We start from the raw sequence: 25,067 nt of genomic DNA on the forward strand, positions 1-25,067 counted from the left end.
CCTTGGGGTCTGCCGTCACGGCGACTGCGGGCTCTGCGAGAGTCGTGTCCAAAATGCGTCCAATCCTTCGGTGACCCGGGCCACGTCGTCGGGCGTGCCCATGAGTTCGAATCGGTAGAGGTGGGGGACGTGGCACTTGGCGGCGACGATGTCGCCCGCTGCGCAGTAGTTGTCCCCGAAGTTCGTATTGCCGGCGCTGATGACGCCCCGGATGAGCGCCCTGTTGTGCGGGTCGTTCAGGAACCTGATGACCTGCTTGGGTACCGACCCCGCTCCCCCGGTCCCGCCGTAGGTCGGGACCACCAGCACGAACGGCGCCGTGGCCCTGAGGGCAGCCTCGCCCTGGTGGAGCGGGATCCGCGCGGCGTCCACGCCGAGCTTGTCGATGAACCGGCGCGTGTTCCCCGAGACGGAGGAGAAGTAGATGAGCCGTGCCGCCGTGGGGCGGGGTCCGGAATCCGAACCCGTGGCCCCGGCGTCGGCCGCGGCGAGGACCTGGGAGGTCATCTCAGCGCACTCCCTCGTTGGGATGGCGGAGTCGGGGCGTGCCCGACGCCGGGGATCAGGCCACCGAGGCTGCCGAGCTGCCCTCGGCGATCGCCGCGATCTTGTCCGGCCGGAAGCCGGACCAGTGGTCGGCGTCCGTGACGACGACCGGCGCCTGCATGTACCCCATGGACTTGAGGCGCTCGAGGGCCTCCGGGTCCTGGGTGACATCGACGCTCTGGTAGGCGATGCCCTTCTTGTCGAGGGCACGGTAGGTCGCGTTGCACTGCACGCAGGCCGGCTTCGTGTAGACCGTCACGTTCATGAATCCTTACCCCATTCTCCAAAGCTTCCCCAGCCGAGGCGTTCGCCGCTGCCGCACCGACGGCCGCCCTGACAGCCCTGTGATTCAGTCCTGCGCACCTCGGTGCCCTCGATACTACATGTAGTGCACGTCGCCGCCGAGGACCCCAAGATGTTGTCTTACAAGTATGTCATTCCTCACGCCGCGAGTCCACACGCAGCCCACATTTAATGCACCGCAGAAAGCCCGGATTCACGCCGTTCACGGCCCTGCGTCCACAGCCTGTGGATGCCCGGTTCCCACACCCGCGCCCAAGTGCGTGTCGCCCATCTCACGGCGTGTCGCGGCGTGTCGTAGGCTGGGCGGGTCGAGGCCGGAAGGAGCCGAGATGGTCAACCCTGTGCACCTGACGACCCTCATCGAGGTGGTCCGCCTCGGCTCGTTCGCGTCGGCGGCCGCCCATCTGGGGTACACGCCGTCGGCCGTGTCGCAGCAGATGGCGGCACTCGAGCGCGAGACCGGCGTCGAGCTCTTCCGCCGCACGCCGCGCAGCATCGTCCCCACCGAGGCGGCACTGGTGATGATCCGCCACGCCGAGAAGGTCCTCACGGACATCGACGCCCTGAAGGCGGCGACGGCCCGCGCCGCGGACGCGGCGGGCCGGGAGCTCCGCCTCGGCATCTTCCCGAGCCTCGCGACGTACGTGCTCCCCCGGGTCCTCAGCGGGGAGCGGTGGCGCCGGCTCGGCCTGGACCTGCACGTGTCCGTGGCCGAGCCCGGGGACACCATCCGGCGGCTCGCCTCGGGGGGAGGGCTCGATGTGGTCCTCGTCTACCAGGTGGGCCAGAGCGGCCTGGCCTGGCCGCACACCGCGGAGCGCCTCTGGATCGGCGACGACACGTTCCATGTGGTGCTGCCGAAGTCCTGGGGCATCGCCGACGGCGCCCGCGTCACCGCGGACCAGCTGGGCGGCATGCCGTGGATCGTCCACCACCCGGGGACCTCCGACGCGACGGTGATCGACCGACTCTTCGCCGCGTGCGGCCTCGCCCCGCGCGTGGTGGCCTACAGCGACGACTTCAACGCGAGCCTGGGCCTCGCCTCGGCGGGCCTGGGCGCGGCCCTCGTCCCCGAGCTCGCGCTCCAGGCGACGCCCGAGGGGGTCGTGCTCGTCGACGTGCCCGAGATCCGTCTCGCCCGGAACATCTTCGCCCTGCGTCCGCACGCCGCCGCGGACTCCGCCACGCGCCTCTTCCTCGACCTTGTCGCCGAGGCGCTCGCGGCGCTGCCCGTCCGGGCCGCGCGGGCAGAGCGCGGAACGTCCCCGGGGTAGCGTGTCCGGCATGGCCCGCGCATTCATCGGCACCTCCGGCTGGCGCTACGCCAGCTGGCGCGGCGACTTCTACCCGCAGGGGCTGCGGCAGGCGGACGAGCTCGCCTACCTCGCCCAGCGCATGACCTCCGCCGAGCTCAACGGTTCGTTCTACTCCCTCCAGCGGCCCTCCTCCTACGAGGCGTGGAAGGCCGCCGTCCCCGAGGGGTTCGTCTTCGCGGTCAAGGGCAGCCGCTACATCACCCACATGCTGCAGCTGCGCGGCATCGAGACGGCGCTGGCGAACTTCCTCGCCTCCGGTGTCCTCGCCCTCGGCGACACCCTCGGCCCCGTCCTGTGGCAGCTTCCGGCACGGATGGCGTTCGACGCCGGTCGGCTGGCCGAGTTCTTCGACCTCCTTCCGCGCACCACGGCCGACGCCGCGGCCCTCGCCGCGCGGCACGACGCCAAGGTCCCCGACGACAGGGCCCTGGTCAGCGCGGCGGCGGACCGTCCGATCCTGCACGCTGTCGAGCCCCGGCATGCGAGCTTCGCCAGCGGCCAGGCGCGGGAGCTCTTCGCGCGGGAGGGCATCTGCATGGTCACCTCCGACAGCGCCGGGACCTGGCCGGAGGTCGATGCGGACACGTCCGGAATCCGCTACGCGCGGCTGCACGGCGAGGCGAGGCTCTACGGGGGCGGGTACTCCGAGGCGTCGCTGGACCGCTGGGCGGAGCGCGTGCGTAGCTGGCTCGGCGCCGGGCGCGATGCGTACGTCTACTTCGACAACGACGCCGACGGGCGGGCTCCGCACGACGCGGCGGCGCTGCTCGCACGGCTCGCCTAGGGATGCTGGCCTGCCGCGCCCGCGCGGGCTTATCGTTCTGTCATGGAGACGGCAGTGAGCCAGCACTTCGGTGAGATCGCCCTCACGCCCGGCGGCGGGAGGGCTGTGGCCGGCAGGTTCACCCTCGACGGCGTCCCCGTCGAGCTCGACCTCAACATCACGGCCCAGGACCGGCTGGACGAGGCCGCGCTGCACAAGGTGGACTACCGGCTCCGCTTCCTCCCGGAACTCGTCGAGTCCGTCCGGGAGCTCATCGGCCAGCAGCTCGAGGACGCGGACAGCGCCGCGGAGCAGTACCGGCGCTTCCACTGCCAGAACGTCGACGACGGCGAAGTCCGGTCCGTCTTCGGCGTGGACCGCGCCCAGGACATCACGGACGAGGTGTTCCTCAAGGCCCTCCGGCTCGCCCATGTGGGCATCTTCCCCGCCCAGCCTGAGCGGTACTTCGTGCTCGACTTCACCCTCGGCGAGCACTTCACGGACGAGGTGCTCGTGGCCGCGGCGGACGCCGACGGCGTGGTCGACGACGAGGTGCTCTGGGACTGAGTCATGCCGGACACCGCTGCGGGGCCCCTGGCGTACCAGGGGCCCCGCAGTAAGTCACCTCACTCAGACGGCCGAGGACACGTCCGCGAGCGCGGCGCGGGCCACCTTCGCCGCCTCCACGAGGTTCCGCAGCGAGGCCTCGGTCTCCTCGTAGCCGCGGGTCTTGAGACCGCAGTCCGGGTTGACCCACAGCTGACGGGCGGGCACGTGCTCCACGGCACGGGCCAGCAGCTCCTCGATCTCCTGCTGGCTGGGCACCCGGGGCGAGTGGATGTCGTAGACGCCCGGGCCCACGCCGCGGCCGAACCCGTGCGCCTCGAGGTCCGTGACGACCTCCATGCGGGAGCGGGCGGCCTCGATCGAGGTCACGTCGGCGTCGAGGCCGTCGATCGCGTCGATGATGACCCCGAACTCCGAGTAGCACAGGTGGGTGTGGACCTGGGTCGCGTCCGCGGCGCCGGCCGTGGCCAGCCGGAACGCGTTCACCGACCAGTCGAGGTAGGCCGGACGGTCGGCAGCCCGCAGGGGCAGGAGCTCGCGGAGGGCGGGCTCGTCGACCTGGATGATGCCGATCCCGGCGTCCTCGAGGTCGGCGATCTCGTCGCGCAGCGCGAGGGCGACCTGGTTGGCGGTCTCGGCCAGCGGCTGGTCGTCGCGCACGAAGGACCACGCGAGGATCGTGACCGGGCCGGTGAGCATGCCCTTGACCGGCTTCTCGGTCAGGGACTGGGCGTAGGCGGCCCACGGGACCGTGATGGGCGCGGCGCTCGTGGCGTCGCCCCAGAGGATGGAGGCGCCGGCCTGCCGGGACACGTCGCCCCACAGGATCGACGGGCGCGTGCACCGCGAGCCGTAGGACTGCACCCAGCCGTGCACCGTGACGTCGAACCCGTCGAGGTGCTCGGCGAAGTACTGGACCATGTCGTTGCGCTCCGGCTCGCCGTGGACGAGGACGTCGAAGCCCAGCTCCTCCTGCAGGTCGATGACCCGGGCGATCTCGTCCTTCATGAGCCGCTCGTACTCGGCCTCGTCGATCGCGCCCTTGTTCAGGCGGGCGCGCGCACTGCGGACCTCGGCCGTCTGCGGGAAGGAGCCGATGGTCGTGGTGGGCAGCGGGGGCAGGTCGAGCACGGCCTCCTGGGCCTGGGCGCGGACACCGTACTCGGAGCGGGAGAAGTCGGCTGCCGTGAGCGCGGCCGTGCGCTCGCGGACCTCCGGCCGGCGCACGCCCGGCGCCTCGGCGCGCGTGGCGATGATCCGCGAGGACTCGGCCAGGGCCGCGTCCTGGGACCCCGGTGCGGCGAGATGGCCGGCGAGGGTCACGACTTCGCGCACCTTCTGGTCGGCGAAGGCCAGCCAGCTGCGCAGCTGCGGGTCCAGCTGGGTCTCCTCCTCCGCGTCGTGCGGGACGTGGAAGGTGGAGGTGGAGGTCGCGACGGCGACCGCGAAGCCGTGGCGGGCGCCGGCCTCGCGGAGGGCGTCGAGCGTGGCCGCGGAGGCTGCGAGGTCGTTGCGCCAGATGTTGTGGCCGTCCACGAGCCCGGCCACGACGGTCTTGCCGGCGAACTGCGCGAGGTCGGCGGGCAGCTGGCCCTTGAACAGGTCCAGGGCCACGGCCTCGGCACCCGTCGCCGCCACGGCGGCGGTCTGCTCGCCGAGGCCGCCGTACGGGGTGGAGAGGAGGATCGCGGGCCGGGCCGCCCCGACGGCCGGCGCCGTGAGGGCGGCGTAGGCGCGCTCGACGGCGGCGCCCAGCTCGGCGGCCGAGGTGCCGCCGGGCAGGTCGAGGTCGGCCACCAGGGCCGGCTCGTCGAGCTGGACCCACGGGGCGCCGGCGGCGGCGAGCTTCCCGAGGAGCTCGGCGTAGACCGGGAGGACGTCCTCGAGGCGGGACAGCGGCGCGAAGCCGGCCGGCGCGCCGTCGGACGCCTTCGACAGCGCGAGGAGGGTGACGGGCCCGACGAGGTAGGGGCGGGTGACCGTGCCGTGCGCCTTGGCGAGGGAGAACTCCTCCACGATCCGCTCCGAGGAGAGCGAGAAGACCGTCTCGGGGCCGATCTCCGGCACGAGATAGTGGTAGTTCGTGTCGAACCACTTGGTCATCTCGAGCGGCTGCTGCTCGGCGTTCCCGCGGGCGAGCGTGAAGTAGGCGTCGAGGCCGAGGCGGCCGGCGTCGTCGTGCAGGGTCCCGAAACGGGCCGGGACGGCGCCGAGCGCCACGAGGGTGTCGAGGACCTGGTCGTAGAAGGAGAAGGTGCCGGGGACGGCGGCCTCGTCGGTGAGGCCGAGCTCGGTGAGGCGGGCCGCCGTGGCGAGCTGGAGCGCCTCGGCCGAGGCCTCGAGCTCCGCGAGGGAGCTGGCGCCGCTCCAGTAGGCCTCGACGGCCTTCTTGAGCTCGCGCCGGCGGCCGATGCGGGGGTAGCCGAGGACGGTGGCGGAGGGGAACTGGGCAGGGGTGTGCTGGGTAGCCATGGTGGAGTCCTTGGTGGTGGAGGTCAGTGGGTCAGACGGCGGCGACGCGGTGGCGCGCCGCAAGCAGCGGCCGGCTGGGCCGCGGGAGGTCGAGCCGGGCGAGGACATCGAGGGCCGCGCCGTGCTCGTTGAAGGTGTAGAGGTGCAGGCCCGGGGCGCCGGCCCCGAGCGCGGCCTCGGCGAGCCGGACGCTCGCCTCGGTGCCGATGCGGCGGACTGCTGCCGCATCGTCCCCGGCGGAGCGGAGCCTGTCGACGAGCGCGGGGTCGGGCGCGACGCCGGAGAGCTGGGCGAGCTTCTCGACGCGCCGCAGGCTCGTGAAGGGCATGATCCCCGGGATGATCGGGATCGTGACCCCGGCCCGCCGGGCGCGGTGGACGAGCGAGGCGTACTGGTCGGCGTGGAAGAAGACCTGCGTGATGGCGAAGTCCGCACCCGAGCGCTGCTTCGCCAGGAGCACCTCGATGTCGTGGACCTCGCTGGGCGATTCCGGGTGGCGGGTGGGGTAGGCCGCCACCCCGATGGCGACCTTGCCCGCCGCGAACTGCGCGCACCGGCGGCCCTCGACCCGTCGGATGAGCTCGATGAGGTCCTGGGCGTAGCGCAGCGCACCGCGCGGGAGGGCCCCGTCGCGGGGAGCGTCCCCGCGAAGGGCGAGGATTCCGCGCACGCCGCGGTCGAGGAGCTCGTTGACGACGGCGGTCAGCTCCTCGGGCGTCCCGCCGACGCAGGTGAGGTGCGCGAGCGGGCGCAGCGTGGTCTCGAGCTGGAGGCGGTCCACGAGCTCGAGGGCCGTGTCGTGGTTGGACCCGCTCGCCCCGTAGGTGACGGAGACATAGTCCGGATCGGTGGCCTCGAGCTCGCGGATGGTGGTCCACAGAGTCTGCGAGGCGGCCGCGCTCCGCGGGGGGAACAGCTCGTAGGAGAGGGCGATGGGCGCCGGCGCGGCCGCGCCGGGTACGTCGATGAAGGTCGGTGGTGACATCTGCATCCTTGGCTGTCCGGTCTGCTCAGGCGCGCCGGGGCACGGCGCATCTCAAGAGCAGTGTTCTTCAGGGATCGCAGGGGAGGTCCACTCCTGTGGCGCCGCCGCGGCTGGCGCTGCTGACCAGGACGGGTCCCTGCGGCAAATGTCAGGCCCACACGGGGGCACCCACATCCCCGCTGAGGGGGATCGCTGACACGTTGCACGAGCAACTTGCCTACGAGCCTAGAAAGGCAGGAGCGGGTCCATCAAGCCCCCGCCCGAATGTGTCCTGCAGTGACGGAATGTGACCGAAGGCCGTCCGGCTACCAGGGCCTGTCGACGGGGGCGGTCGGCGGGGAGTCGAGGTAGTCGTCGCGCTGCTGTCCGTCCGAGCGTTCCTGCTGGCCGGCCTGGGACTTGCGCTCGAGGTCGCGCAGGCGCTGGTCCTGGGGCGTGCCGCCCTGCCCCGGCGGGGGCGCGGCCGAGGCCGAGGGGGCGGGGCCCTGCTGCCCGGACTGGTCCTGCTGTCCTGGCTGGCCCTGCTGTCCCGAGGGGTCGGGGCTGCCCTGCTTGGTCTGCAGCCGGTCCTTGGCCTCGCTGAGCCTCTGGCCCTGCTGCTGCTGGTTCTGGGGGCTGTTCTGCTGGAAGCACCCCTGCGGCGCAGCCTCGGCCACCGCTTCCCCGTCGCGGTAGAGCGCCCCCGCCTTCGGGGCGTCGCCCGCCTCCCGCGCCGCGTCGCCGAGCTTCTCGATCGTGAGCACGAGGTTGACCCGCACGGTGCACTCGTCGTCGGGTCCGGTCCGGCGCAGTGCCTCCTCGAACTCGGCGCGTGCCCGCGGCCAGTCCCCCGCCAGGACCGCGGCGTCGCCCGCAGCGAAGTGGGACTTGTGCGTCTCGACGAGGTCCAGGAAGCCCATGCCCGCCGCGGCCGAGGCGACGCCGCCGGCATCCTTGCCGTCGAAGGCCACGATGGCCCCTTGGGCGAAGGCGCTCATGCCCACCAGCTTCGCCGCTGCCAGCAGGAGGGCCAGGACGAAGGGCAGCCCGCCCAGCAGCAGCCTCGACCGGCGCCGCAGCCGCGCGGTGCGCTCGTCTGCGCTCTCCTCGGCGGGCCCGGGGCCGGCCGTGGGCCGCCGTCCCAGCAGCGCCGTCATCCTGGCCTCCGGACCGGCAGGATCTCCAGCAGGGCGCGGCCCGAACGCACGAGCTCCGCGAGGGTGAGCCCGAAGGCGGCCAGGGCGAAGACCCAGTACAGCTCGAACCGGCCGAACAGCCCGGACTCTGCCGTGGGCCGCAGGGTTCCCGGCTGCGCCTGGACGAGGGCGGCGTCCACGGCGTCTCCTGGTCCGCGGTGCACGTAGGGGACGCCGAGCTGGCCTGCGAGCCCGCGCAGGGCGTCCTCGTCGATCCGGCTCACGGCGTCGGCGCCGGTGGACGGGTCGAGCAGGTAGGGCTGCTCGCCCTTGGCGTCCGGGGCGTTCTCCCGCATGCGGCCGCCGGAGGCCGTGCCGTATCCGAGCACCGCTCCCCCGCTGACGAGCCCTCGGTCGATCCCCAGCGGCGCCGGCGCGGTCGCGCTCGTCTGCTCGCCGTCGCCGAGGTAGAAGACCACGCGCTGGCGCTCGGGGGCGTCGTGGGCCGACGCCTCGAGCCGCTGACGCAGGGCGTCCGCTCCGGCGGTGATGCTCGAGCCCTGCGAGTACACGTAGTAGGCGGGACGCAGGGTCTCGGCGGTCGCCTCGAGCGCGGAGGTGTCCGCGCTGAGGGGCATCCTGACGCTGCCCCTGGTGTCGAACGTGATGACGGCGAACTTGGCCCCGGCGAGCCGCTCGGCGATGGCCTCCATGTCCGCGCGCATGCCGTCGAGGCGGGGCCGGCCGCCATAGTCCTCGGCGGTCGAGCTCGTGGTGAGGTCGACGACGAAGAACACGTTCACGTCGCTCGAGGCGCCCTGCGCCTCGGCGCCGGGGATGCCGGGCCGCCACACGGCCGCGACGAGGCACAGCGCCAGCAGGCCCCGGAGGATCCAGGGCGTGCGCGGCCGCCCCGCCGCCACGGCGCGCCACGCGGCCCAGCCCACCCCGCCGAGCATGAGGGCGCTGGCCGCGAGCGCGGCCCACCAGGGGATCACGGGCAGCACGGTCATGTCCGCACCCTCCACAGCCCCAGCGCGAGCACCAGGGCCGCCGCCAGGGCGATCACCAGGGGAACCTCCGGCGTGTCCGCGACGAGACCGCGGGCCGCGGCCTTGGTTGCGGTCGCCTCGCTGGCCTGGATCTGGGCGATGATGCTGCGGGCCGCGGTGGTGCTCCGCAGCGGGAAGTAGGTCCCGCCGGTCGACTCCGCCGCCGTGCGCAGGCCGACGGCCTCTTCGGTGGCGGTGGCACCGCCGAAGTCGGCGGGGTTGAGGGCGTAGACCTTGACCTGGTTCGATGTCGCGAGGTCGGCGGCCTGCTGCAGCGTGAAGATCGGCCGGCCGGCGAGGTAGTTGTCCGTCGAGAGGATGACGGACCGCGAGCGCTGCTCCGTGCCGAGCCGCGGGAAGTTCGTCACGCACGCGGCCAGCCCGTCGCCGATCAGGGACGTGCCGCGCCCCTGGGACGTCCCCTCGAAGAAGGACGGGTCGCCGCCGCGCTGGTCGAAGGCGGACTGCGCCCGGCCCAGCTGCTCCTCGATGTAGGAGTAGTCGTCGGTGAGGGGGAAGACCTGCACCCCGCTGCCGTCGAAGATGGTCATGCCGATCCGCTCGCCCTGGAAGTCCCGCACCATGGAGGCAAAGACATCCACGATCGCCGAGTCGGCGCGGCTCATCGACCCGGAGGTGTCCAGGCACAGGATGATGTCGCGGCTGCGCTGCTCGGGGCGCTGGGACGAGGCGAGGATGGGCCGGGCGGCCGCGACGAGGAGCGCGCCGGCGAGCACGAGCGCAGCGCCGACCACGACAGCGAGCCAGATCCGCTGCCGGCGTACCAGCCGCTGGTAGCTCGGCAGGGAGGCGAGGCGATCGCCGTGGGCGACCAGCACGGCGTCGTCCGTGCCCTTCTTCCTCCACAGCACGAGCGCCGCGGCGCCGACCAGGGCCAGCGCCCCCGGCACGAGGAGCCAGGCGTAGTTCAGGTCCATGCGTCCACCACCGTCCGGGCGGCGGCGAGAGCGGCCTCCGCATCCGGCTCTCCCGGGGCCGAGAACTCGCCGGGGTAGAAGCGCTCGACGGCGGTGGCCACCGCCGGGACCGGCTGCCGGCGCAGTTCCTCGAGGGTCATGCGGGACGCCCTGACGGCGGTGGCCTCCTGCACGAACCCGCGCACGATCTGCGACAGCTCCTGGACGGCGGTGCGGGAGCCGATCTCCCCCGCCTCGAGCAGCGCGGCGATCTCCTCGATCCTGCCCAGGTACACCCCGCGGAGGCCGGGCGAGGCGTGGAAGCGCGGGATGGACGCCTCTGCCACGGCCCGGGGCGGCCGGGTGCTGACCACGGCGTAGCCGACCCAGCCGACGGCGGCGGCCGCGAGCGCCAGGCCCAGGAAGAGCCAGAATCCCGAGTAGGCCAAGGGGCCGTAGAACGGTGTGTCAGCGGGCACGGCGATGCTTCTCCAGGAGCCGGAAGAGGCCCGGAAGGACCTCGTCGACGGAGCCGAGACGGCCTTCGACGATGCCGAGACGGTTCAGGATCCGCTCGCGGCGCTCGGTGCGCCCGGCCATGAGGCGCCCGTAGTCGCGCACCACCTCCTCCTCGGCGGCGAGCCGGCCCAGCAGCGGTGCCCCGCCGTCGACGTCGTAGCTGCGCCGGGGCGCGGCGGCGCCGACGAGCTCGGCGTCCAGGACCGTGATCCACAGGATCTCGTGCTGGATGGCGAGACGCGTCAGGAGCGCCTCGTCCTCCTCGTCCAGCGCTGCCTCGTCGGCGACGATGACGAGCAGGCCGCGGCGCCGGACGGTCCGGGCCACGTGGGCGAGCTGGGCGGTGAGGTCGCTGCGGGCAGCAGAGGCGCCGGCAGAGGACTCGAGGCGGCGCAGGATCTGCTCGAGGTGGGCCTGGCCCGTGCGGGGCGGGTGCGCGGCGGTGGCCGCGGAGTCCCCGGCGACGAGGGCCAGCTGGTCGCCGTGGCGGTGCGCCAGGTAGCCCATGACGCCGAGCGCCATGAGCATGATCTCGCGCTTGGGGTCCCCGCTCCGGGACACCGCGGCCATGCCCCGCCCGGTGTCGGCCACGAGGATGACCGTCTGCTTGCGGACGGCCGCGTAGCGCCGCACGAGGGGGGACCCGAGGCGGGCGGAGGCCTTCCAGTCGATGTCGCGGATCTCGTCGCCGGGGGTGTAGGCGCGCAGGTCGTCGAAGTCGAGGCTGCGGCCGCGGGACACCGCGCCGTACTCGCCGTCGAGCATCGTCCGCGCCCGGCGGTGGGCGAAGATGAACATCTTCGAGGCGACCCGCGCCACGAGGCTGGTCTGCACGGTGCGCCTAGGGGGTCTGCACGGCCGCGACCAGCGCGTCCACGACCGTCTCGACGGGCACCTGGTCCGCGGCGGCCTCGAAGCCCAGGATGACCCGGTGGCGCAGCACCCGGTGCGCGAGTGACTTGACGTCCTCGGGGACCACGTAGTCGCGCCCCGACAGGAGGGCCGCCGCCCTGGCTGCGGCGGCGAACGCGATGGACGCGCGGGGGCTCGCGCCGAACTCGATGTAGCCTGCCAGCCGCGGATCGATGTACTGCTCCGCGTGCCGGGTCACGTAGGTCAGCCCGACGATGTAGCGCACGATCGCCGGATCGAGGTAGACCCGGCGGGCCGCGGCCTGGAGCCCCCTGATCTGGTCGAGGTCGGCCGCCGGTCCGGCGGAGGCGTCATCGGCGTAGACCCCCCGGTCGATCCGGTGCAGGACCTCGGCCTCCTCCTCGGGCGTCGGGTAGTCGAGCACGTCCTTGAGCATGAACCGGTCCATCTGCGCCTCAGGCAGCTGGTAGGTGCCCTCCTGCTCGATCGGGTTCTGGGTCGCGAGCACGAGGAACGGCTCGGGCAGACGGTGGACCTCCCCGCCGATGCTGGTCTGGCGTTCCTGCATCGCCTCGAGCATGGCGCTCTGCGTCTTGGCGCTGGAGCGGTTGATCTCGTCGAGGAGCACGATGTTGGCGTGCACGGGGCCGAGCTGGGTCGTGAAGCTCGCATCGCGCGCGTCGTAGACCTGCGTGCCCACGATGTCGCTCGGCAGGAGATCCGGCGTGCACTGGATGCGCCGGAAGGAGCCGCGGATCGAGTCCGCGAGCGTGGAGGCCGCGGTCGTCTTGGCGAGCCCGGGGACCGACTCGAGCAGGACGTGGCCGCCGGTGAGGAGGCCGATCAGCAGCGTCTGCCGCAGCCGGTCCTGGCCCACGACCTTCGATTCGAACTGCCGGGAGACTGCCGCGATGACGCGCGCCGCCTCGTCGAGTTCGCCGGCGGTCAGCGGCGGTGCCGGCGATCCCGTGTCGACGTGCTGGAGCATGGCGTCCCCCTCCTGTGCTCGCACCGCCCGGGCGCGTGCGCCGGCGGCTTGGTGCCCATGCTACCCGCCGAGCAGGAGCCGTTCTGCCCTCGGGGCGAGCGCGCGCTCGAGCACGAGGCACGCGGCTCCGACGGCCCCGACGTCGTCGCCCAGCACGGTCCCGGCGATCTCGACCCGGTGGATGCCGCGCGCGGCGAGGAGGTCGTTGACCATGTCGGGCAGCACGGCCAGGCAGAAGTCGGCCACCGGCGCCCAGAAGGGTCCTCCCAGGACGAGCCGGTCGACGTCGAGGAGGTTGCCGACCACGGCGGCCGCCCAGGCCAGCTTCCGCGCGGCCGCGCCGAGGATCGCGACGGCGCGCTCGTCGCCCTCCCCGACCAGGCGGCTCAGGTGCGCGAAGGCCTCCTGGAAGTCCCCGGCCGTGGGCTCCTCGCCGAGCGGCGAGAGCACGCCGGCCTGGATGGCCTCGCCGACGAGCCGCACGGGCTCGAGGACGGTGGCGATGGTCCCGCGCATCCCGCACCGGTCGAAGCATTCCGGACCGTCCGGGTCGACGATGATGTGCCCGATCTCGCCGACGTTGCCCGAGCTGCCCCGGTAGACCTCGCCGCCCAGGACGAGGCCGCAGCCGAGTCCGGTGCCCAGGTAGAAGAGGGCGAAGCTGTCCGCCCCGCCGGGAGCCCCGGCCCAGGTTTCCGCGACGGCGGCACCGGTGACGTCCTTGTCCATGGTGGTCGGCAGGCCCGTGGCCTCCTCGACCATCGCCCGCAGCGGGACGTCGACCCAGCCGCGCAGCAGCGGCGGGCCGACCACGGCGCCACGGTCCAGGTCGATGGGTCCCGGGGCGGCCACACCGACGCCGGCCACGAGTTCGCGGGGGATCCCGGAGCGGTCCAGGAGCCCCTCGATGGAGTCCGCGATGGCCGCGACGACCTCGTCGGGCTCGTGGCTGCGGGGGGTCACGAACATCTCCTTCACCACGATCTGGCCGACCAGGTCGAGGAGCACCACCGTGACGAGGCTCGGATCGAGGTGGACCCCGAGCGCGTACATGCCCTGCGGATTGAGCCGGAGGATGGTGCGCGGCTTGCCCGGCCCCGAGCCTTCCTTCCCGGCCTCGACGATGAGCTTCTGGTCCAGCAGGCGGCGCGAGATGTTGGAGATGGTCTGGGGCGACAGGCCCACGATCTGTGCGAGCTCGACGCGGCTGAGTCCCGACTCGGACCGGCGGATGGCGTCGAGGATGACGGTGAGGTTGAAGTCGCCCATGCGAGGCAGGTTGGTGCCACGTCGGGCGGCTGACTGGCGGGGCTCCGTCACTGGGTCCTCTCGGCAGAATCGCGGACGCGCTACTTCGGAGTACGTTACCGCGAAGGCAATTCTCCCACCGTCCGCGTGCCGCACCGCACTTCGGCCCAGCATTTGCACAAACGCAATTGTTTGCATGGCGCAAGCGGCGGGAAGGAGCGCACCAGCCGGCCGGGTGCGCCCCTGCTCCTGGCCGCGGAGTGATCGGAGGATTGCGGATGTCGTCTTGGCCGTTGTGGGCACTGCTGCTGCTCTTCGCTGTCGCCGCCGCGGTGATATGGGTCGCGGGCATCCAGCTCTCGAAGCAGACCGACGTCCTCGATGCGCGGCTGCACCTGGGCTCGGCGCTGGGCGGCCTGATCCTGCTCGCGGTCGCCACCAACCTGCCCGAGATCGCGATCACCGTGAGTGCGGCCCTCTCAGGCAATCTGGGCGTCGCCGTGGGCAACATCCTGGGAGGCATCGCGGTCCAGACCGTGGTCCTGGTGGCCCTGGACGCGATCGGCACACGAAAGGGGGAACCGCTGATGTACCGCGCATCGTCGCTGACGCTCGTGATCGAGGCGGTCACCGTCGTCGGGGTACTCGGCGTCGTCGTGGCCGGCAGCCAGATGCCCCCGAGCCTCGTCGCCTTCCGCCTGACCCCTGCCGCCGTCCTGATCGCCGCCGTGTGGATCGTGGGCCTCCTCGCCGTCCAGCGCAGCCAGAAGGGCCTGCCCTGGCACGAGCAGGGCAATGCCCCCGGCTCCCAGTCCAAGCCCCAGGGACACAGCAAGGACTCCGGAGACGGCAGCAAGAAGGTCAGCACAGGCCGCGCCGCGCTGATCTTCTCCGTGGCAGCGATCGCCACCCTCGGCGCCGGCGTCGCGCTCGAACGCAGCGGGGACGCGATCGCCGGGCACATCGGCCTCTCCGGAGTCCTTTTCGGCGCCACCATCCTGGCGCTGGCGACCTCCCTGCCCGAGATCTCCACGGGCCTGGCCTCCGTCAAGCAGGGCGACTACCGGCTCGCGGTCAGCGACATCTTCGGCGGCAATGCCTTCCTGCCCGTCCTCTTCCTCGTCGCAGTGCTCATCTCGGGCCAGCCGGTGCTGCCCCAGGCGCACAACACCGACATCTACCTCACCGCGCTGGCGATACTGCTGACCCTCGTCTACGTCATGAGCCTGATCTTCCGACCCAAGCGCCGCATCGCGGGCATGGGCGTCGACTCGTTCATCGTGCTGGTCCTCTACCTGCTCGGCGTCGCGGGGCTCTTCGCCGTCGCCTCGGGGTAGGGCAGGTCCGGCACTCCTGCCGCCGCGGCTAGGGCCGCGCCACGTCCTGCACCACCTCGTTGCGGCGCAGGAAGAAGGGCTTGAAGGGCGGGTCGAAGCGGGCGAACCGGGGCGGCCCCGAGGGCTCGAGGCCGGCCGCGGCCATCGCGTCCCGCAGCTCCCGGCTGCGCTTGGCGAATGCCTCGCCGGAGCCGCGGCCGGAGAAGCGCAGCACGGCCGCCGTCGAACCCGGCACAGTGCGGATCCGCACCCGCGGATCGGCGGGCACCGGAGCCGACTCCTCGGTCATGCCGGCAGGGAGCACGAACGCCACCGCGTAGGCGCCCTCCCCCGCGGCGGCGCCGCCGGCACGGCTGGCATCCAGCGGCCCGCTCTGGAGCACGGGGGCCGTCATCGCCACCTTCTGGGACGGGGGCCGCCCCGGCGCCGCCCCCTGTACCACGGGCGCGGTCATGGCCAGCGACTGCCGGGCCGTGTTGTTCCCGCTGATGTAGTTGAAGAGGTGGCGGAAGGCGGCGTTGCCCGCCCGGTCGAAGGACGCGTCCACCTCCACCTCTGCCACGGTGTGGGCGGGGTAGCGCCGCAGCTCGAAGTCTGCGTAGCGCCGGAGGAGCTCGTAGGGCTGCTGTTCGGTCATGGTCCCTCCGACGGTACGCCGGGCGGCGGAGCGCGAGAAGGGCCCTAGGCCCGCGCGTCCGTGGCGCGGACATCCCGAGGGCGGTCCCGGCGCACCGAACGCGTCACGGTGAACTTCCGGTCGCGCCCTGCCACCTCGGTCCTGCCCACCGCGCTCTGGAGCGCGGCCCGGTAGCCGAGGTGGCTGTTCGCCACGCACCACAGCTCGCCGCCGGGGGCCAGCAGCCGCCCGGCGGCGCGGATGAGCTTGAGGCCCGCTCCCGCGTGGACGCTCGCCCCGAGGTGGAACGGCGGGTTGAGGAGCACGACGTCGGCGGAGGCCGCGGGCAGCGAGCCGCCGGCATCGTCGTGCTCCACGGCGACCCGCCCGGCGACGCCGTTCGCCTCCATCGTGGCGCGCGCCGAGCGGACCGCCGCGGCCGAGCGGTCCGTGGCCACGACGTGCGCGCCGGGGTGGCGCAGCGCGTAGGCGGCGGCGAGGGCGCCGGTGCCGCATCCGAGGTCGACGGCGGAGCCCCCTGGGCCTCCGGGCATGCGGTCGAGGAATCCGAGCAGGAAGCGCGTGCCGATGTCGAGCCGCGGACCCGCGAAGGCGCCGCCGAACGCACACAGGGTCAGGCCCACGTCGTCGTGCGCCGTGCACACCGGGAACGGCGCCCGCTCCGGGACGGGGCGCGGGCCGGCCGCGGTCAGCAGCCGCGACTTCTGCACCGCGAGCCCGGCGCCGACCTCCGTGAAGCGGGAGCCGAGGACGGCATTCATGGCCAGCGTCATGTGCTTGACGCGCCCGCCCGCGACGAGCACGACGTCGCCGGCCGCCCAGCGGGCGACCGCGTCGGCGAGCTCCTCGAGCTCCGCGAGGCCGCGCGGGAGCTGCGCGAGGACCAGCCGGACACCGGAGAGCAGGCCGGCGTCCAGCTCGTGGGCCTCGTAGGTGCCCGCGAGGCCGAGGGCCGCGGCGTTGCCCGCGAGCGCCGCCCGGCCGGTCACGAGGTCCTGGTGGACCCGGACTCCGGTGAGTCCGGCGGCGGCGAGCTGGAGCGTCACCGCGCCGTAGGCGTCGCCTATCACCGCGATCTCCCGCCCCGCCAGTCCGCGCGCGGCCGCCTGGTCGATGCCGCGGGCACCGAGGAGCCTGTCGGTCGCGTCGAAGGCCAACAGGTTCGGCGCCTCGACATCGGGGTGGCGTCGGAGCTCGTCGAAGGGGAAGTCTGGCCTGCGTGGGTCGTGCACCCGTCCACCCTAGCGGCGTGCCAGCCACCCCAGTGCGGCCTGCGCGGCCCGGTACCCGGACATCCCGTGGCTCCCCGGTCCGGGCGGGGTCGCCGCGGAGCAGAGGTACACGCCCGGGACCCCGGTCGCGTAGGGGTTGACGGCCAGGCGGGGGCGTGCGAGGAGCTGGAGCCCGGAGGTGGCACCCGTGCCGATGTCGCCGCCCACGTAGTTGGCGTTGTGCGCCTCGAGGGCCGCCGGTCCCCGGACGGCGGTCGCCCGGATCCTGGCCCTGAAGCCGGGGGCGAACCGCTCGATCTGGGCCGTGAGCGCCTCGGTCGCATCCCCCGGGTAGCCGTGCGGGACGTGGGCGTAGGCCCAGATGGGGTTGATGCCCTCCCGCGACCGTGAGGGGTCGGCGAGGTACTGCTGGCCCACGAGGACGAACGGCCGTGCCGGCATCCAGCCTCGGGCCACGTCCGCCTCGGCCGCGGCGATCTCCTCGAGCGTGCCGCCGAGGTGCACGGTGCCGGCCCGGCGGGAGTGCTCTGCCTGCCAGGGGATGTCCCCCTCGACCGCGAAGTCGACCTTGAAGGCGGCGGGGCCGTGGCGGTAGCGGGCGTAGGCCGCTGCTGTGCTGGCGGGGAGGCGCCGGGCGAGGAGCCTGGCCGCGGCACCGGGGGCGAGGTCGAGCAGGACGAGGTCCGCGCCGTCGAACTCGCGGGCCGAGGTGACGGGGGCGGCGGTCTCGATGGTCCCCCCGAGGTCCGCGAGCCGGGCTGCGAGCGCGGCGGCGATGGTCCCGGATCCGCCCGCGGCGACCGGCCACCCGACCGCGTGCGCGGACGCGGCCAGGACCAGTCCCACGGAGGTGGTCAGGGGCGTGTGGAGGGGCGCGAACGCATGCGCGGCGATGCCGGCGAACAGGGCCCTCGCCTCCTGGCCCCGCCACCGGCGGGCCGTGACCGTCGCCGGGAGGACGGCGTCGGCCCCGAAGCGGGCGAGGGCCAGGGGATGCCGGGGCACATGGAGCAGCGGGCCGAGGAACTCGCCGGCGATGGTGCCGAAATCGCGGGCGGCGCGGCCCACGAGCGCGTCCCACGCCGGGCCGTCCGCACCGAGTCCCGCCGTGGTACGGGCCAGGTCCTGCCACAGGACAGCCTCCCGGCCGCCGTCGAGGGGGTGCGAGAGCTGGACCTCGGGCCACAGCCAGCGCAGGCCGTGCTCCTCGAGCCCCAGCCCGGTCAGGAACGGCGACGCGGCGGCGAGGGGGTGGAATGCCGAGCAGTCGTCGGCGACCACCCCCGGCAGGGTCGGCTCGGACGAGCGGCATCCTCCACCGATCTCCGCCTGGGCCTCGAGCACCCGGACCCGGACGCCGTGGGCCGCCAGGTGCACGGCCGCAGAGAGGCCGTTGGGTCCGCTGCCGACGACGATGGCTGTGCTCACCCTCCCATCCTGCCACCGGCACTGGCGGCGGGGAGGGGCTGCGCCGCATCATCCCAGCATGGGCGTGGGCCGGAGGCAGACACGCGGCACGGAGGCTGGTGGCCGCGTGCCGCGCTGGATCCCCCTCGCGCCCTGGCTGCGGCACTATGAGCCGCGGTGGCTGCGCGACGACGCCGTGGCCGGGGCGGGGCTGTTCGCGCTCCTCATTCCGGCCGGGATGGCGTACGCGCAGGCCGCGGGGCTCCCGCCGGTCACGGGCCTCTATGCGACCGTGGTCCCGATGGCCGTCTACGCCCTCGTCGGGCCGAGCAGGGTCCTCGTGCTGGGGCCCGACTCAGCGCTCGCGCCCCTCATCGCGGCCTCCGTCCTGCCGCTCGCGGCGGGCAGCGCCGAGCGCGCCGTCGCGCTCGCGGGCCTCCTCGCCCTGCTCATGGGCGCCATCATGGTGATCGGCTCGATCCTGCGGCTCGGGGTCGTGACGCAGCTGCTGTCGCGGCCGATCCGGCTCGGATACCTCAGCGGGCTCGCGCTCGTGGTCTTCGCGTCCCAGCTGGCCACGCTGCTGGGACTCCATGCCGCGGGGGCCACGCCGTGGGAGGAGCTCGCGGCGCTGGCATCGGCACTCCGTGCGGCCAACCCGGTCTCGCTCGCGGTGGGCGCGGGCTCGCTGGCGGTCATGGCTGCGGCCGGGCTGCTCGGGTGGCGGCTCGTGGGCATGCTCGCGGCCGTCGTCGGGTCGGCGCTGGCCACCTGGGTCCTCGGGCTGGGCGCCCGGACCGCGGTGGCCGGCGCCCTCCCCTCCGGGCTGCCGCCCGCGCCGCTGGGCGGCCTCGGGTGGGGCGACGCGCTGGCGCTCGTGGTGCCGGCGGCCGGAATCGCCCTCATGACCTTCGCGGACTCGGGCGTGCTCTCGAAGAGCCTCGCATCACGGCACGGCGGCGATGTCTCGGGCAACCGGGAGCTCGGCGCGATCGGGCTGGCGAACGCCGCGACCGGGCTCCTCGGCGGCCTCCCGGTCTCGGCCAGCGGGTCGCGGACCCCGGTGGCGCTGGCGGCGGGGGCGCGCAGCCAGCTCGCCGGGGTCGTGGCCGCAGTCCTCGTGCTCGCCTTCATGCTCCTCGCGCCGGGCGCCACTGCGTACCTGCCGACCGCGACGCTCGCGGCCGTGGTGATCGTGGCCGTGGCCGGCCTCGTGGACGTGCCCGAGATGGTCCGGCTCGTGCGGATGAGCCGGGCGGAGGCGGCAGTCATGGCGGCCACGTTCGTGGGCGTCACGACGCTCGGTGTGCTCCCCGGCATCCTCGTGGCGATCGGGCTGGCCCTGCTCGAGTTCGTCCGGCGGGCGTTCACGCCGTACCGCGCCGAGCTCGGCCACCTCGAGGAGGTGCCCGGCTACCACGACCTCTCCCGCCACCCCGAGGGCACCCGCATCCCGGGCCTCATCCTCGCGCGGTTCGATGCGCCCCTCTTCTTCGCCAACGGCTCGGTCCTCACGGACTTCCTCCGCTCGCTCGTCGAGTCCGCCGGCAGGCCCGTCACCCATCTGGTCCTCGCCGCCGAGCCGATCACCGGGATCGACACCACGGCGCTCGAGGAGCTCATCGAGCTCGACGAGTGGCTCGCGCAGCGCGGCATCCAGCTCGTGTTCGCCGAGCTGAAGGGCCCCATGAAGGACAGGCTCGTGCGGTTCGGCACCCGGGCGAGGTTCGGCGTCGACCATTTCTACCCGACGGTGAGCGCGGCCGTGCGGGCCCTCCGCGCCGACCGGGACGACCCGGGGACGCACGACGGCGGGGAGGAGCCTCCCGTGCCGGCCCCGCCCCCTGCATGAGGTGGGGCTAGAGCGCGGCGCTGCGCACGAAGTCGGCCGTCTGCCGCGCCAACGGGGCCACGACCTCCGCAGGGCTCCGCCTGGCGCCCTTGATGGCGAAGGAGTGGTCGCCGCCCTCCTGCCAGGTGAGGGTGGCCGTGGGGAGCTTGGCCACGACGCCCTCGAGCAGGTCTGCGCCGGCGAGGGTGTCGCGGGTGCCGGAGAGGAACAGCATCGGCAGCGTGATCCCGTACAGGTGCTCGTCGCGCAGCTTCTCGGGCTTTCCGGCCGGGTGCAGGGGGTAGCCGAGGAACACGAGCCCGGCGGGCTCCATGGCGCCCTCGGCCACGGCCAGGGACGCCATGCGGCCGCCGAAGGACTTCCCCGCCGCCCACACCGGTTCCCCGGCGGAGCGGCGCCGCGCCTCCTCGAGCACGGCCGCCCACACGGGGACCGCCTTCGGCGCCCGGTCGGGAAGCTTCCTGCCCGCCTCCAGGTAGGCGAAGTTGAACCGTAGGGTCGCCAGACCGAGCGCGTTGAGCGCCTCGGCGTAGGCGACCATGAACGGGTGGTCCATGCCGGCCCCGGCGCCGTGCGCGATGACGACGGTGGCGTCCGCACCGTCCGGGCGTGAGTAGACGCCGGAGACGTCGGAGACGGGTGTGGGGATCGTGAGGCGCTCGCCGTGGTCAGCCATGGGACTATCCTGCCGTTCATGGACCTCGACGTCAGGCCGATCCCCAAGCCCCAGCGCAAGCGGGCGGTGTTCGCGGCGTTCGCGAACCTCGCGGTGGGCGAGTCGTTCGTGCTCGTGACGAACGTCGAACCCGGGCCGCTGCGGGCGGAGTTCGACGACGACCAGTACGGCGCCTCCTCCTGGGTGTACCTCGAGCGGGGCCCCGTGTGGCGCATCGGGGTGACGCGGACCGCCTCCACTCCCCTGCCGCGGGTGCTCACCGACACCCGCGCGCTGGCACAGGAGCACGACGCCGACGCCTCGGGGGCCGTCTTCCGGCTCACCATGGGCAACCGCGACCTCGACTCGAACGTGATCGCCCTTCCGCCCCACGGCACCATCGGCGAGCATGTCGGGCCGGACCTCGATGTGCTGCTCCACGTCATCGCCGGGGACGGCACCCTCGCCACCGAGGACGGCGAGGTGGCCCTCGCGCCCGGGGCTCTCGTGTGGCTGCCCAAGCGCTCGCGCCGCCAGTTCACCGCCGGCGCCGAGGGCCTGCGCTACCTCTCGGTGCACCAGCGCAAGCCCGGCCTCGGCCTCACCCGCCGGCCGTGGTGAGCCAGCGCCCGGGGACCTAGTCGTCGGGGGCGGTCCGGCCCCGAGGGCGCGCCTCAGCCTGAGAGGTTGTCGATCATGGCCTGGAGGGCCCGGAGCGTGCGCTCGTACTCGCCGTCCTCGAGGCCACGGACCGTCTGCGCGCGCAGCCCGTGGACCGTGTCCCGCGCGCCGTGCAGCTCCATCCGGCCCAGGTCCGTGAGCCGGTAGACCCCGCCCTTCTCCGCGACGAGGCCGCCGCCGAGCAGGGGCTCGAGGTGCCGCTCGCTCGTCTCCTCCGCCCCGTCATCGAGCAGGGGCGCGACGGCCTCGTCGAGCTGGGCGACCGTGGCCTGGGTGTCGGCCAGGACATTCAGGAGCTGCCACTGGCGCCGGCTGAGCCGATGCCGCTCGAGCGCCTCGTCGAAGCGCTCCTCGAGCAGCCGGTCCAGCGTCCGCAGGAGGAAGCCGATGGGGCGCTGGGTTTCTTGCATGGCGTCGCTCCGGTGGCGCGTGGGTCTCGGTCGAGACCACTATGCGCCGCCACGGGGAGCGCGGCTAGGGACCTCAGTCCGTCTGCAGCGCCTGGCTGCGGACCTCCCGGCCGGCAGACTTGACGGTCTGGGCCAGGCTCGCGGCCGCAGTGCCCTCGCCGTTGAGCACGGCGGAGGCGAGGTCCTCGACGAGGTCGATGTACTCGGTGATCTGCACGGGACCATCGTCGCCTCCCGACGTGTACCGGCAGCCGAGAGGCCGGTGAACGCCGGATGAAGGCTTCGTGGAAACACAGCGACGAGGACCGCCTCGTGGGCAGCATAGCCACCGGATCACGCCCGAGGGAACCACGCCGCCACGCGGAGGCTTCCAGATGAGTCTCGGGGCCCTATCGCCACAGGTGATCCGGTCGTACCCTGCGCGTGTAGGGACCGCTGGTACCCCTGCCAAGGGTCCGCGCTCACGGCGCTTCGCCCGCTCGCGCCCCGGCAGCTGTGGCAGCGCAGCAGCAACACTTGATCGGAGTGCAAGAGATGACCGCAACATCAGCTCACAGCGCGGCAACGACCCCAGTCACTGTAGGACCAGCATTCGCCGATCCGGCTGCGCTTGGCCTAGGTGCCTTTGCCATGACAACCTTCGTCCTCAGCCTTGCCAACGCGAACGTCGTCCCGACGGCGGGCTCGGCTGTGCTCGGTCTGGCCCTCTTCTACGGCGGACTCGCGCAGGTCGCGGCCGGGCTCTGGGAATTCGCCAAGGGGAACACGTTCGGCGCGACCGCGTTCTGCTCCTTTGGATTCTTCTGGGCGTCCTTCTGGTGGCTCGAGATAAACCCGGACGTCGCCAGCAAGGCCGGGTCCGCTGGCGTCGGCGCCTACCTCCTCGGCTGGACGATTTTCACCGCCTATATGACAGTCGCCGCGATCAGGACCAATGGCGTGGTCCTCGCAGTCTTCGTCATGCTGACCCTGACGTTCCTTGCCCTCACCATCGGCGCCTTCTCGGCTTCCACCATTTTCGACCGCATCGGGGGCTGGCTCGGCATCATCACCGCGATCCTGGCTTGGTACGGTTCGTTCGCGACCGTCGTCAACGCGACGTGGAAGCGATCATTGCTTCCCGTCTGGGCAGCACGGTAGGCAGCAGGATGGCCACCGCCCCAGAGGGGCCACGTCCCTCTCCCTTGGAGAACCTGACAACCGAGGAGCGCGTCTTCCCTCCGTCGCCAGAGTTCGCCTCAGCCGCGAACCTGCACCAAGACGCCTATGCCGAGGCCGAGCGCGATCCGCTCGCGTTCTGGGCCAAGCAGGCCGAGCGGCTTACGTGGTCGAAGAAATGGGAGACAGTTCTCGACTGGTCGAATCCCCCGTTTGCCAAATGGTTCGTCGGAGGGCGCCTGAACGTGGCGTACAACTGCCTCGACCGGCACCTGGAGGCGGGCCTCGGGGAGCGTGTGGCCTTCTACTTCGAGGGCGAGCCGGGCGACAGCCGCACCATCACCTACGCAGAGCTCACCGAAGCGGTGTGCCAGGCGGCCAACACCTTGGCGGGCCTCGGGGTCAGGGCCGGTGACCGGGTGGCCATCTACATGCCGATGATCCCGGAAACCGTCGTGGCCATGCTCGCGTGTGCGAGGCTCGGGGCTCCGCATACGGTCGTCTTCGGCGGATTCTCTTCCGAAGCACTGCAGGCCCGCATCCTGGACTGTGACGCGCACGTCGTCATCACGGCCGACGGCGGGTACCGCAGGGGCAACGCCACGGCCCTCAAGCCTGCGGTCGATGAGGCGCTCGTGGACTGCCCGGACGTCCACAGTGTGCTCGTGGTGCGGCGCACGGGCCAGGACGTGGGGTGGACCGAGGGGCGCGACCACTGGTGGCATGAGACGGTCGAACGGGCCGACATCCACCACGATCCGGAGGCCTTCGACGCGGAGCATCCGCTCTATGTCATGTACACCTCTGGCACGACCGGGAAGCCCAAGGGCATCCTCCACACCTCTGGCGGCTACCTGGTCGGCTGTTCCTATACCCACTGGGGCGTCTTCGATCTCAAGGCCGACACCGACGTCTTCTGGACGGCCGCGGACATCGGCTGGGTGACGGGGCACAGCTACATCGTCTATGGGCCGCTCAGCAACGCTGCGACGTCCGTGCTCTACGAGGGGACCCCCGACGCCCCGCACCGGGGCCGGTGGTGGGAGATCATCGACAAATACAAGGTCTCGATCCTCTACTGCGCGCCCACGGCCATCCGCACCTTCATGAAGTGGGGCGAGGACATCCCCGGACGCTTCGACTTGGGCTCACTCAGGGTGCTCGGTACCGTCGGGGAGCCGATCAACCCCGAGGCATACGTCTGGTATCGCGAGAACATCGGCCACAGTCGAGTGCCGGTGGTCGACACCTGGTGGCAGACCGAAACCGGCATGCAGATGATCAGCCCCCTGCCGGGTGTCACGCCGGCGAAGCCGGGCGCCGCCATGCGAGCACTGCCCGGGGTCTTCGCCGATGTCGTGGATGACGAGGGCCGCCCCGTCCCGAAGGGGTCCGGAGGCTATCTTGTGCTGACCGAGCCGTGGCCAGCCATGCTGCGGACGATCTGGGGAGATGACAAGCGGTACGTCGAGACCTACTGGTCGCGGTTCCCTGGGCTGTACTTCGCCGGCGACGGGGCCAAGCGCGACGAGGACGGCGACATCTGGTTGCTCGGACGCGTGGACGACGTCATGAATGTCTCCGGGCACCGCCTCTCGACAACAGAGATCGAGTCGGCCCTCGTGGCGCATCCCAAGGTAGCCGAGGCCGCGGTCGTGGGGGCCTCGGATGAGGTGGGCGGCCAGGGGATTGTGGCGTTTGTCATTCTCCGCGCAGACGCGGGAGACGGCGGGCCCGACGTCGTGCAGGAACTGCGCGAGCACGTCGAACACGAGATCGGCAAGATCGCGAGGCCGAGGCAGATCATGATCGTCCCTGAGCTGCCCAAGACGCGGTCGGGAAAGATCATGCGCCGGCTCCTGCGCGACGTCGCAGAGCAGCGCCCGATCGGCGACGTCACGACCCTTGCGGACACGACCGTCATGGAAACCATCAAGGCCAACCTCGCTGCCGGAGCCGAGGGGCAGAGCTAGGCCGCGGGGCGGTTGCCCTCCTCCGGAAACGCGTGAGGCCGCCCATCGGGCGGCCTCACAG

Annotated in this window: 25 protein-coding genes; 8 read left to right on the plus strand and 17 right to left on the minus strand. The window is 72.7% G+C overall.

Annotated elements, in window-relative coordinates; all coding sequences use genetic code 11:
• Window positions 1-15: 15 nt before the first annotated feature.
• Entirely contained in the window at window positions 16-507 is a 492-nt protein-coding gene (gene nrdI, locus ACVWWH_RS09700; protein WP_066498108.1) for a class Ib ribonucleoside-diphosphate reductase assembly flavoprotein NrdI, read from the minus strand.
• A 55-nt stretch (window positions 508-562) separates the two neighbouring features.
• On the minus strand, window positions 563-811 hold the full coding sequence (gene nrdH, locus ACVWWH_RS09705; RefSeq protein WP_066498111.1) for a glutaredoxin-like protein NrdH: 249 nt from the start codon (window positions 809-811) through the stop codon (window positions 563-565).
• A gap of 367 nt (window positions 812-1,178) precedes the next feature.
• Here nrdH and ACVWWH_RS09710 point away from each other — a divergent pair, with 367 nt between their 5' ends.
• The 3 genes from ACVWWH_RS09710 to ACVWWH_RS09720 are packed head-to-tail and all read left to right on the plus strand — an operon-like array spanning window position 1,179 to window position 3,495.
• The gene (locus ACVWWH_RS09710; protein ID WP_457316450.1) at window positions 1,179-2,123 is read left to right on the plus strand and encodes a LysR family transcriptional regulator; all 945 of its coding nucleotides are present in this window, start codon (window positions 1,179-1,181) and stop codon (window positions 2,121-2,123) included.
• A gap of 10 nt (window positions 2,124-2,133) precedes the next feature.
• The gene (locus tag ACVWWH_RS09715; protein ID WP_457316451.1) at window positions 2,134-2,949 is read left to right on the plus strand and encodes a DUF72 domain-containing protein; all 816 of its coding nucleotides are present in this window, start codon (window positions 2,134-2,136) and stop codon (window positions 2,947-2,949) included.
• A 42-nt stretch (window positions 2,950-2,991) separates the two neighbouring features.
• Complete coding sequence (locus ACVWWH_RS09720; RefSeq protein ID WP_457316452.1) at window positions 2,992-3,495, plus strand: DUF2004 domain-containing protein; 504 nt, start codon at window positions 2,992-2,994, stop codon at window positions 3,493-3,495.
• Window positions 3,496-3,558: 63 nt separating this feature from the next.
• Here the strand turns inward: ACVWWH_RS09720 and metE are convergent, their stop codons facing one another.
• The 9 genes from metE to ACVWWH_RS09765 form a co-directional block, all read right to left on the minus strand.
• On the minus strand, window positions 3,559-5,967 hold the full coding sequence (metE, locus tag ACVWWH_RS09725; RefSeq protein ID WP_457316453.1) for a 5-methyltetrahydropteroyltriglutamate--homocysteine S-methyltransferase: 2,409 nt from the start codon (window positions 5,965-5,967) through the stop codon (window positions 3,559-3,561).
• A 31-nt stretch (window positions 5,968-5,998) separates the two neighbouring features.
• On the minus strand, window positions 5,999-6,952 hold the full coding sequence (locus ACVWWH_RS09730) for a methylenetetrahydrofolate reductase (RefSeq protein ID WP_066498121.1): 954 nt from the start codon (window positions 6,950-6,952) through the stop codon (window positions 5,999-6,001).
• A 305-nt stretch (window positions 6,953-7,257) separates the two neighbouring features.
• Window positions 7,258-8,088 (minus strand): hypothetical protein, encoded by an 831-nt coding sequence (locus ACVWWH_RS09735; protein WP_457316454.1) that lies wholly within the window; start codon window positions 8,086-8,088, stop codon window positions 7,258-7,260.
• On the minus strand, window positions 8,085-9,080 hold the full coding sequence (locus ACVWWH_RS09740) for a vWA domain-containing protein (RefSeq protein WP_457316455.1): 996 nt from the start codon (window positions 9,078-9,080) through the stop codon (window positions 8,085-8,087). Before ACVWWH_RS09740 ends, ACVWWH_RS09735 begins: the two co-directional genes overlap by 4 nt.
• Window positions 9,077-10,057, minus strand: coding sequence for a vWA domain-containing protein (locus ACVWWH_RS09745; protein WP_457316456.1), 981 nt, complete (start codon window positions 10,055-10,057; stop codon window positions 9,077-9,079). The genes ACVWWH_RS09740 and ACVWWH_RS09745 overlap by 4 nt, the downstream gene beginning before the upstream one ends.
• Entirely contained in the window at window positions 10,048-10,515 is a 468-nt protein-coding gene (locus ACVWWH_RS09750) for a hypothetical protein (protein ID WP_457316457.1), read from the minus strand. Before ACVWWH_RS09750 ends, ACVWWH_RS09745 begins: the two co-directional genes overlap by 10 nt.
• A complete protein-coding gene (locus tag ACVWWH_RS09755) occupies window positions 10,505-11,389 on the minus strand; it encodes a DUF58 domain-containing protein (RefSeq protein ID WP_457316458.1) in 885 nt (294 codons plus the stop codon). The genes ACVWWH_RS09750 and ACVWWH_RS09755 overlap by 11 nt, the downstream gene beginning before the upstream one ends.
• Before the next feature lie 7 nt (window positions 11,390-11,396).
• The gene (locus ACVWWH_RS09760) at window positions 11,397-12,416 is read right to left on the minus strand and encodes an AAA family ATPase (RefSeq protein WP_457316459.1); all 1,020 of its coding nucleotides are present in this window, start codon (window positions 12,414-12,416) and stop codon (window positions 11,397-11,399) included.
• Between the two features lie 60 nt (window positions 12,417-12,476).
• Window positions 12,477-13,685, minus strand: a complete 1,209-nt coding sequence (locus ACVWWH_RS09765) for an ROK family transcriptional regulator (RefSeq protein WP_457316460.1) — start codon at window positions 13,683-13,685, stop codon at window positions 12,477-12,479.
• Window positions 13,686-13,942: 257 nt separating this feature from the next.
• On the opposite strand from ACVWWH_RS09765, the gene ACVWWH_RS09770 reads away from it, so the two are divergent.
• The gene (locus ACVWWH_RS09770; RefSeq protein WP_457316461.1) at window positions 13,943-15,001 is read left to right on the plus strand and encodes a sodium:calcium antiporter; all 1,059 of its coding nucleotides are present in this window, start codon (window positions 13,943-13,945) and stop codon (window positions 14,999-15,001) included.
• A gap of 28 nt (window positions 15,002-15,029) precedes the next feature.
• On the opposite strand, the gene ACVWWH_RS09775 is transcribed toward ACVWWH_RS09770, so the two are convergent.
• The 3 genes from ACVWWH_RS09775 to ACVWWH_RS09785 are packed head-to-tail and all read right to left on the minus strand — an operon-like array spanning window position 15,030 to window position 18,298.
• Window positions 15,030-15,638, minus strand: a complete 609-nt coding sequence (locus tag ACVWWH_RS09775) for an SOUL family heme-binding protein (protein WP_457316462.1) — start codon at window positions 15,636-15,638, stop codon at window positions 15,030-15,032.
• A 44-nt stretch (window positions 15,639-15,682) separates the two neighbouring features.
• Window positions 15,683-16,870 carry a class I SAM-dependent methyltransferase gene (locus tag ACVWWH_RS09780; protein ID WP_457316463.1) on the minus strand — a complete coding sequence of 396 codons (1,188 nt, stop codon included), beginning with the start codon at window positions 16,868-16,870 and terminating at the stop codon, window positions 15,683-15,685.
• A 9-nt stretch (window positions 16,871-16,879) separates the two neighbouring features.
• Entirely contained in the window at window positions 16,880-18,298 is a 1,419-nt protein-coding gene (locus ACVWWH_RS09785) for a phytoene desaturase family protein (RefSeq protein WP_457316464.1), read from the minus strand.
• A gap of 106 nt (window positions 18,299-18,404) precedes the next feature.
• On the opposite strand from ACVWWH_RS09785, the gene ACVWWH_RS09790 reads away from it, so the two are divergent.
• Window positions 18,405-20,129: a SulP family inorganic anion transporter gene (locus ACVWWH_RS09790; protein WP_457316465.1), complete on the plus strand. Its 1,725-nt coding sequence runs from the start codon at window positions 18,405-18,407 to the stop codon at window positions 20,127-20,129.
• Between the two features lie 7 nt (window positions 20,130-20,136).
• Here the strand turns inward: ACVWWH_RS09790 and ACVWWH_RS09795 are convergent, their stop codons facing one another.
• A complete protein-coding gene (locus ACVWWH_RS09795; protein ID WP_457316466.1) occupies window positions 20,137-20,805 on the minus strand; it encodes an alpha/beta hydrolase family protein in 669 nt (222 codons plus the stop codon).
• Window positions 20,806-20,823: 18 nt separating this feature from the next.
• Here ACVWWH_RS09795 and ACVWWH_RS09800 point away from each other — a divergent pair, with 18 nt between their 5' ends.
• Window positions 20,824-21,405 carry a DUF2249 domain-containing protein gene (locus tag ACVWWH_RS09800; protein WP_457316467.1) on the plus strand — a complete coding sequence of 194 codons (582 nt, stop codon included), beginning with the start codon at window positions 20,824-20,826 and terminating at the stop codon, window positions 21,403-21,405.
• Window positions 21,406-21,458: 53 nt separating this feature from the next.
• Here ACVWWH_RS09800 and ACVWWH_RS09805 read toward each other — a convergent pair whose 3' ends face one another.
• Together ACVWWH_RS09805 and ACVWWH_RS09810 are read right to left on the minus strand one after the other, a co-directional pair.
• Window positions 21,459-21,875, minus strand: coding sequence for a MarR family winged helix-turn-helix transcriptional regulator (locus ACVWWH_RS09805; protein WP_457316468.1), 417 nt, complete (start codon window positions 21,873-21,875; stop codon window positions 21,459-21,461).
• Window positions 21,876-21,948: 73 nt separating this feature from the next.
• Entirely contained in the window at window positions 21,949-22,092 is a 144-nt protein-coding gene (locus ACVWWH_RS09810) for a hypothetical protein (RefSeq protein ID WP_157089128.1), read from the minus strand.
• A gap of 317 nt (window positions 22,093-22,409) precedes the next feature.
• Between ACVWWH_RS09810 and ACVWWH_RS09815 the strand changes: the two genes are divergently transcribed.
• Both ACVWWH_RS09815 and acs read left to right on the plus strand, forming a co-directional pair.
• Window positions 22,410-23,015 (plus strand): acetate uptake transporter, encoded by a 606-nt coding sequence (locus tag ACVWWH_RS09815; RefSeq protein ID WP_447419052.1) that lies wholly within the window; start codon window positions 22,410-22,412, stop codon window positions 23,013-23,015.
• Window positions 23,016-23,023: 8 nt separating this feature from the next.
• Window positions 23,024-25,006, plus strand: a complete 1,983-nt coding sequence (gene acs / locus ACVWWH_RS09820; RefSeq protein WP_457316469.1) for an acetate--CoA ligase — start codon at window positions 23,024-23,026, stop codon at window positions 25,004-25,006.
• Window positions 25,007-25,067 lie beyond the last annotated feature (61 nt).

It is taken from the genome of Sinomonas sp. RB5 (assembly GCF_054063535.1).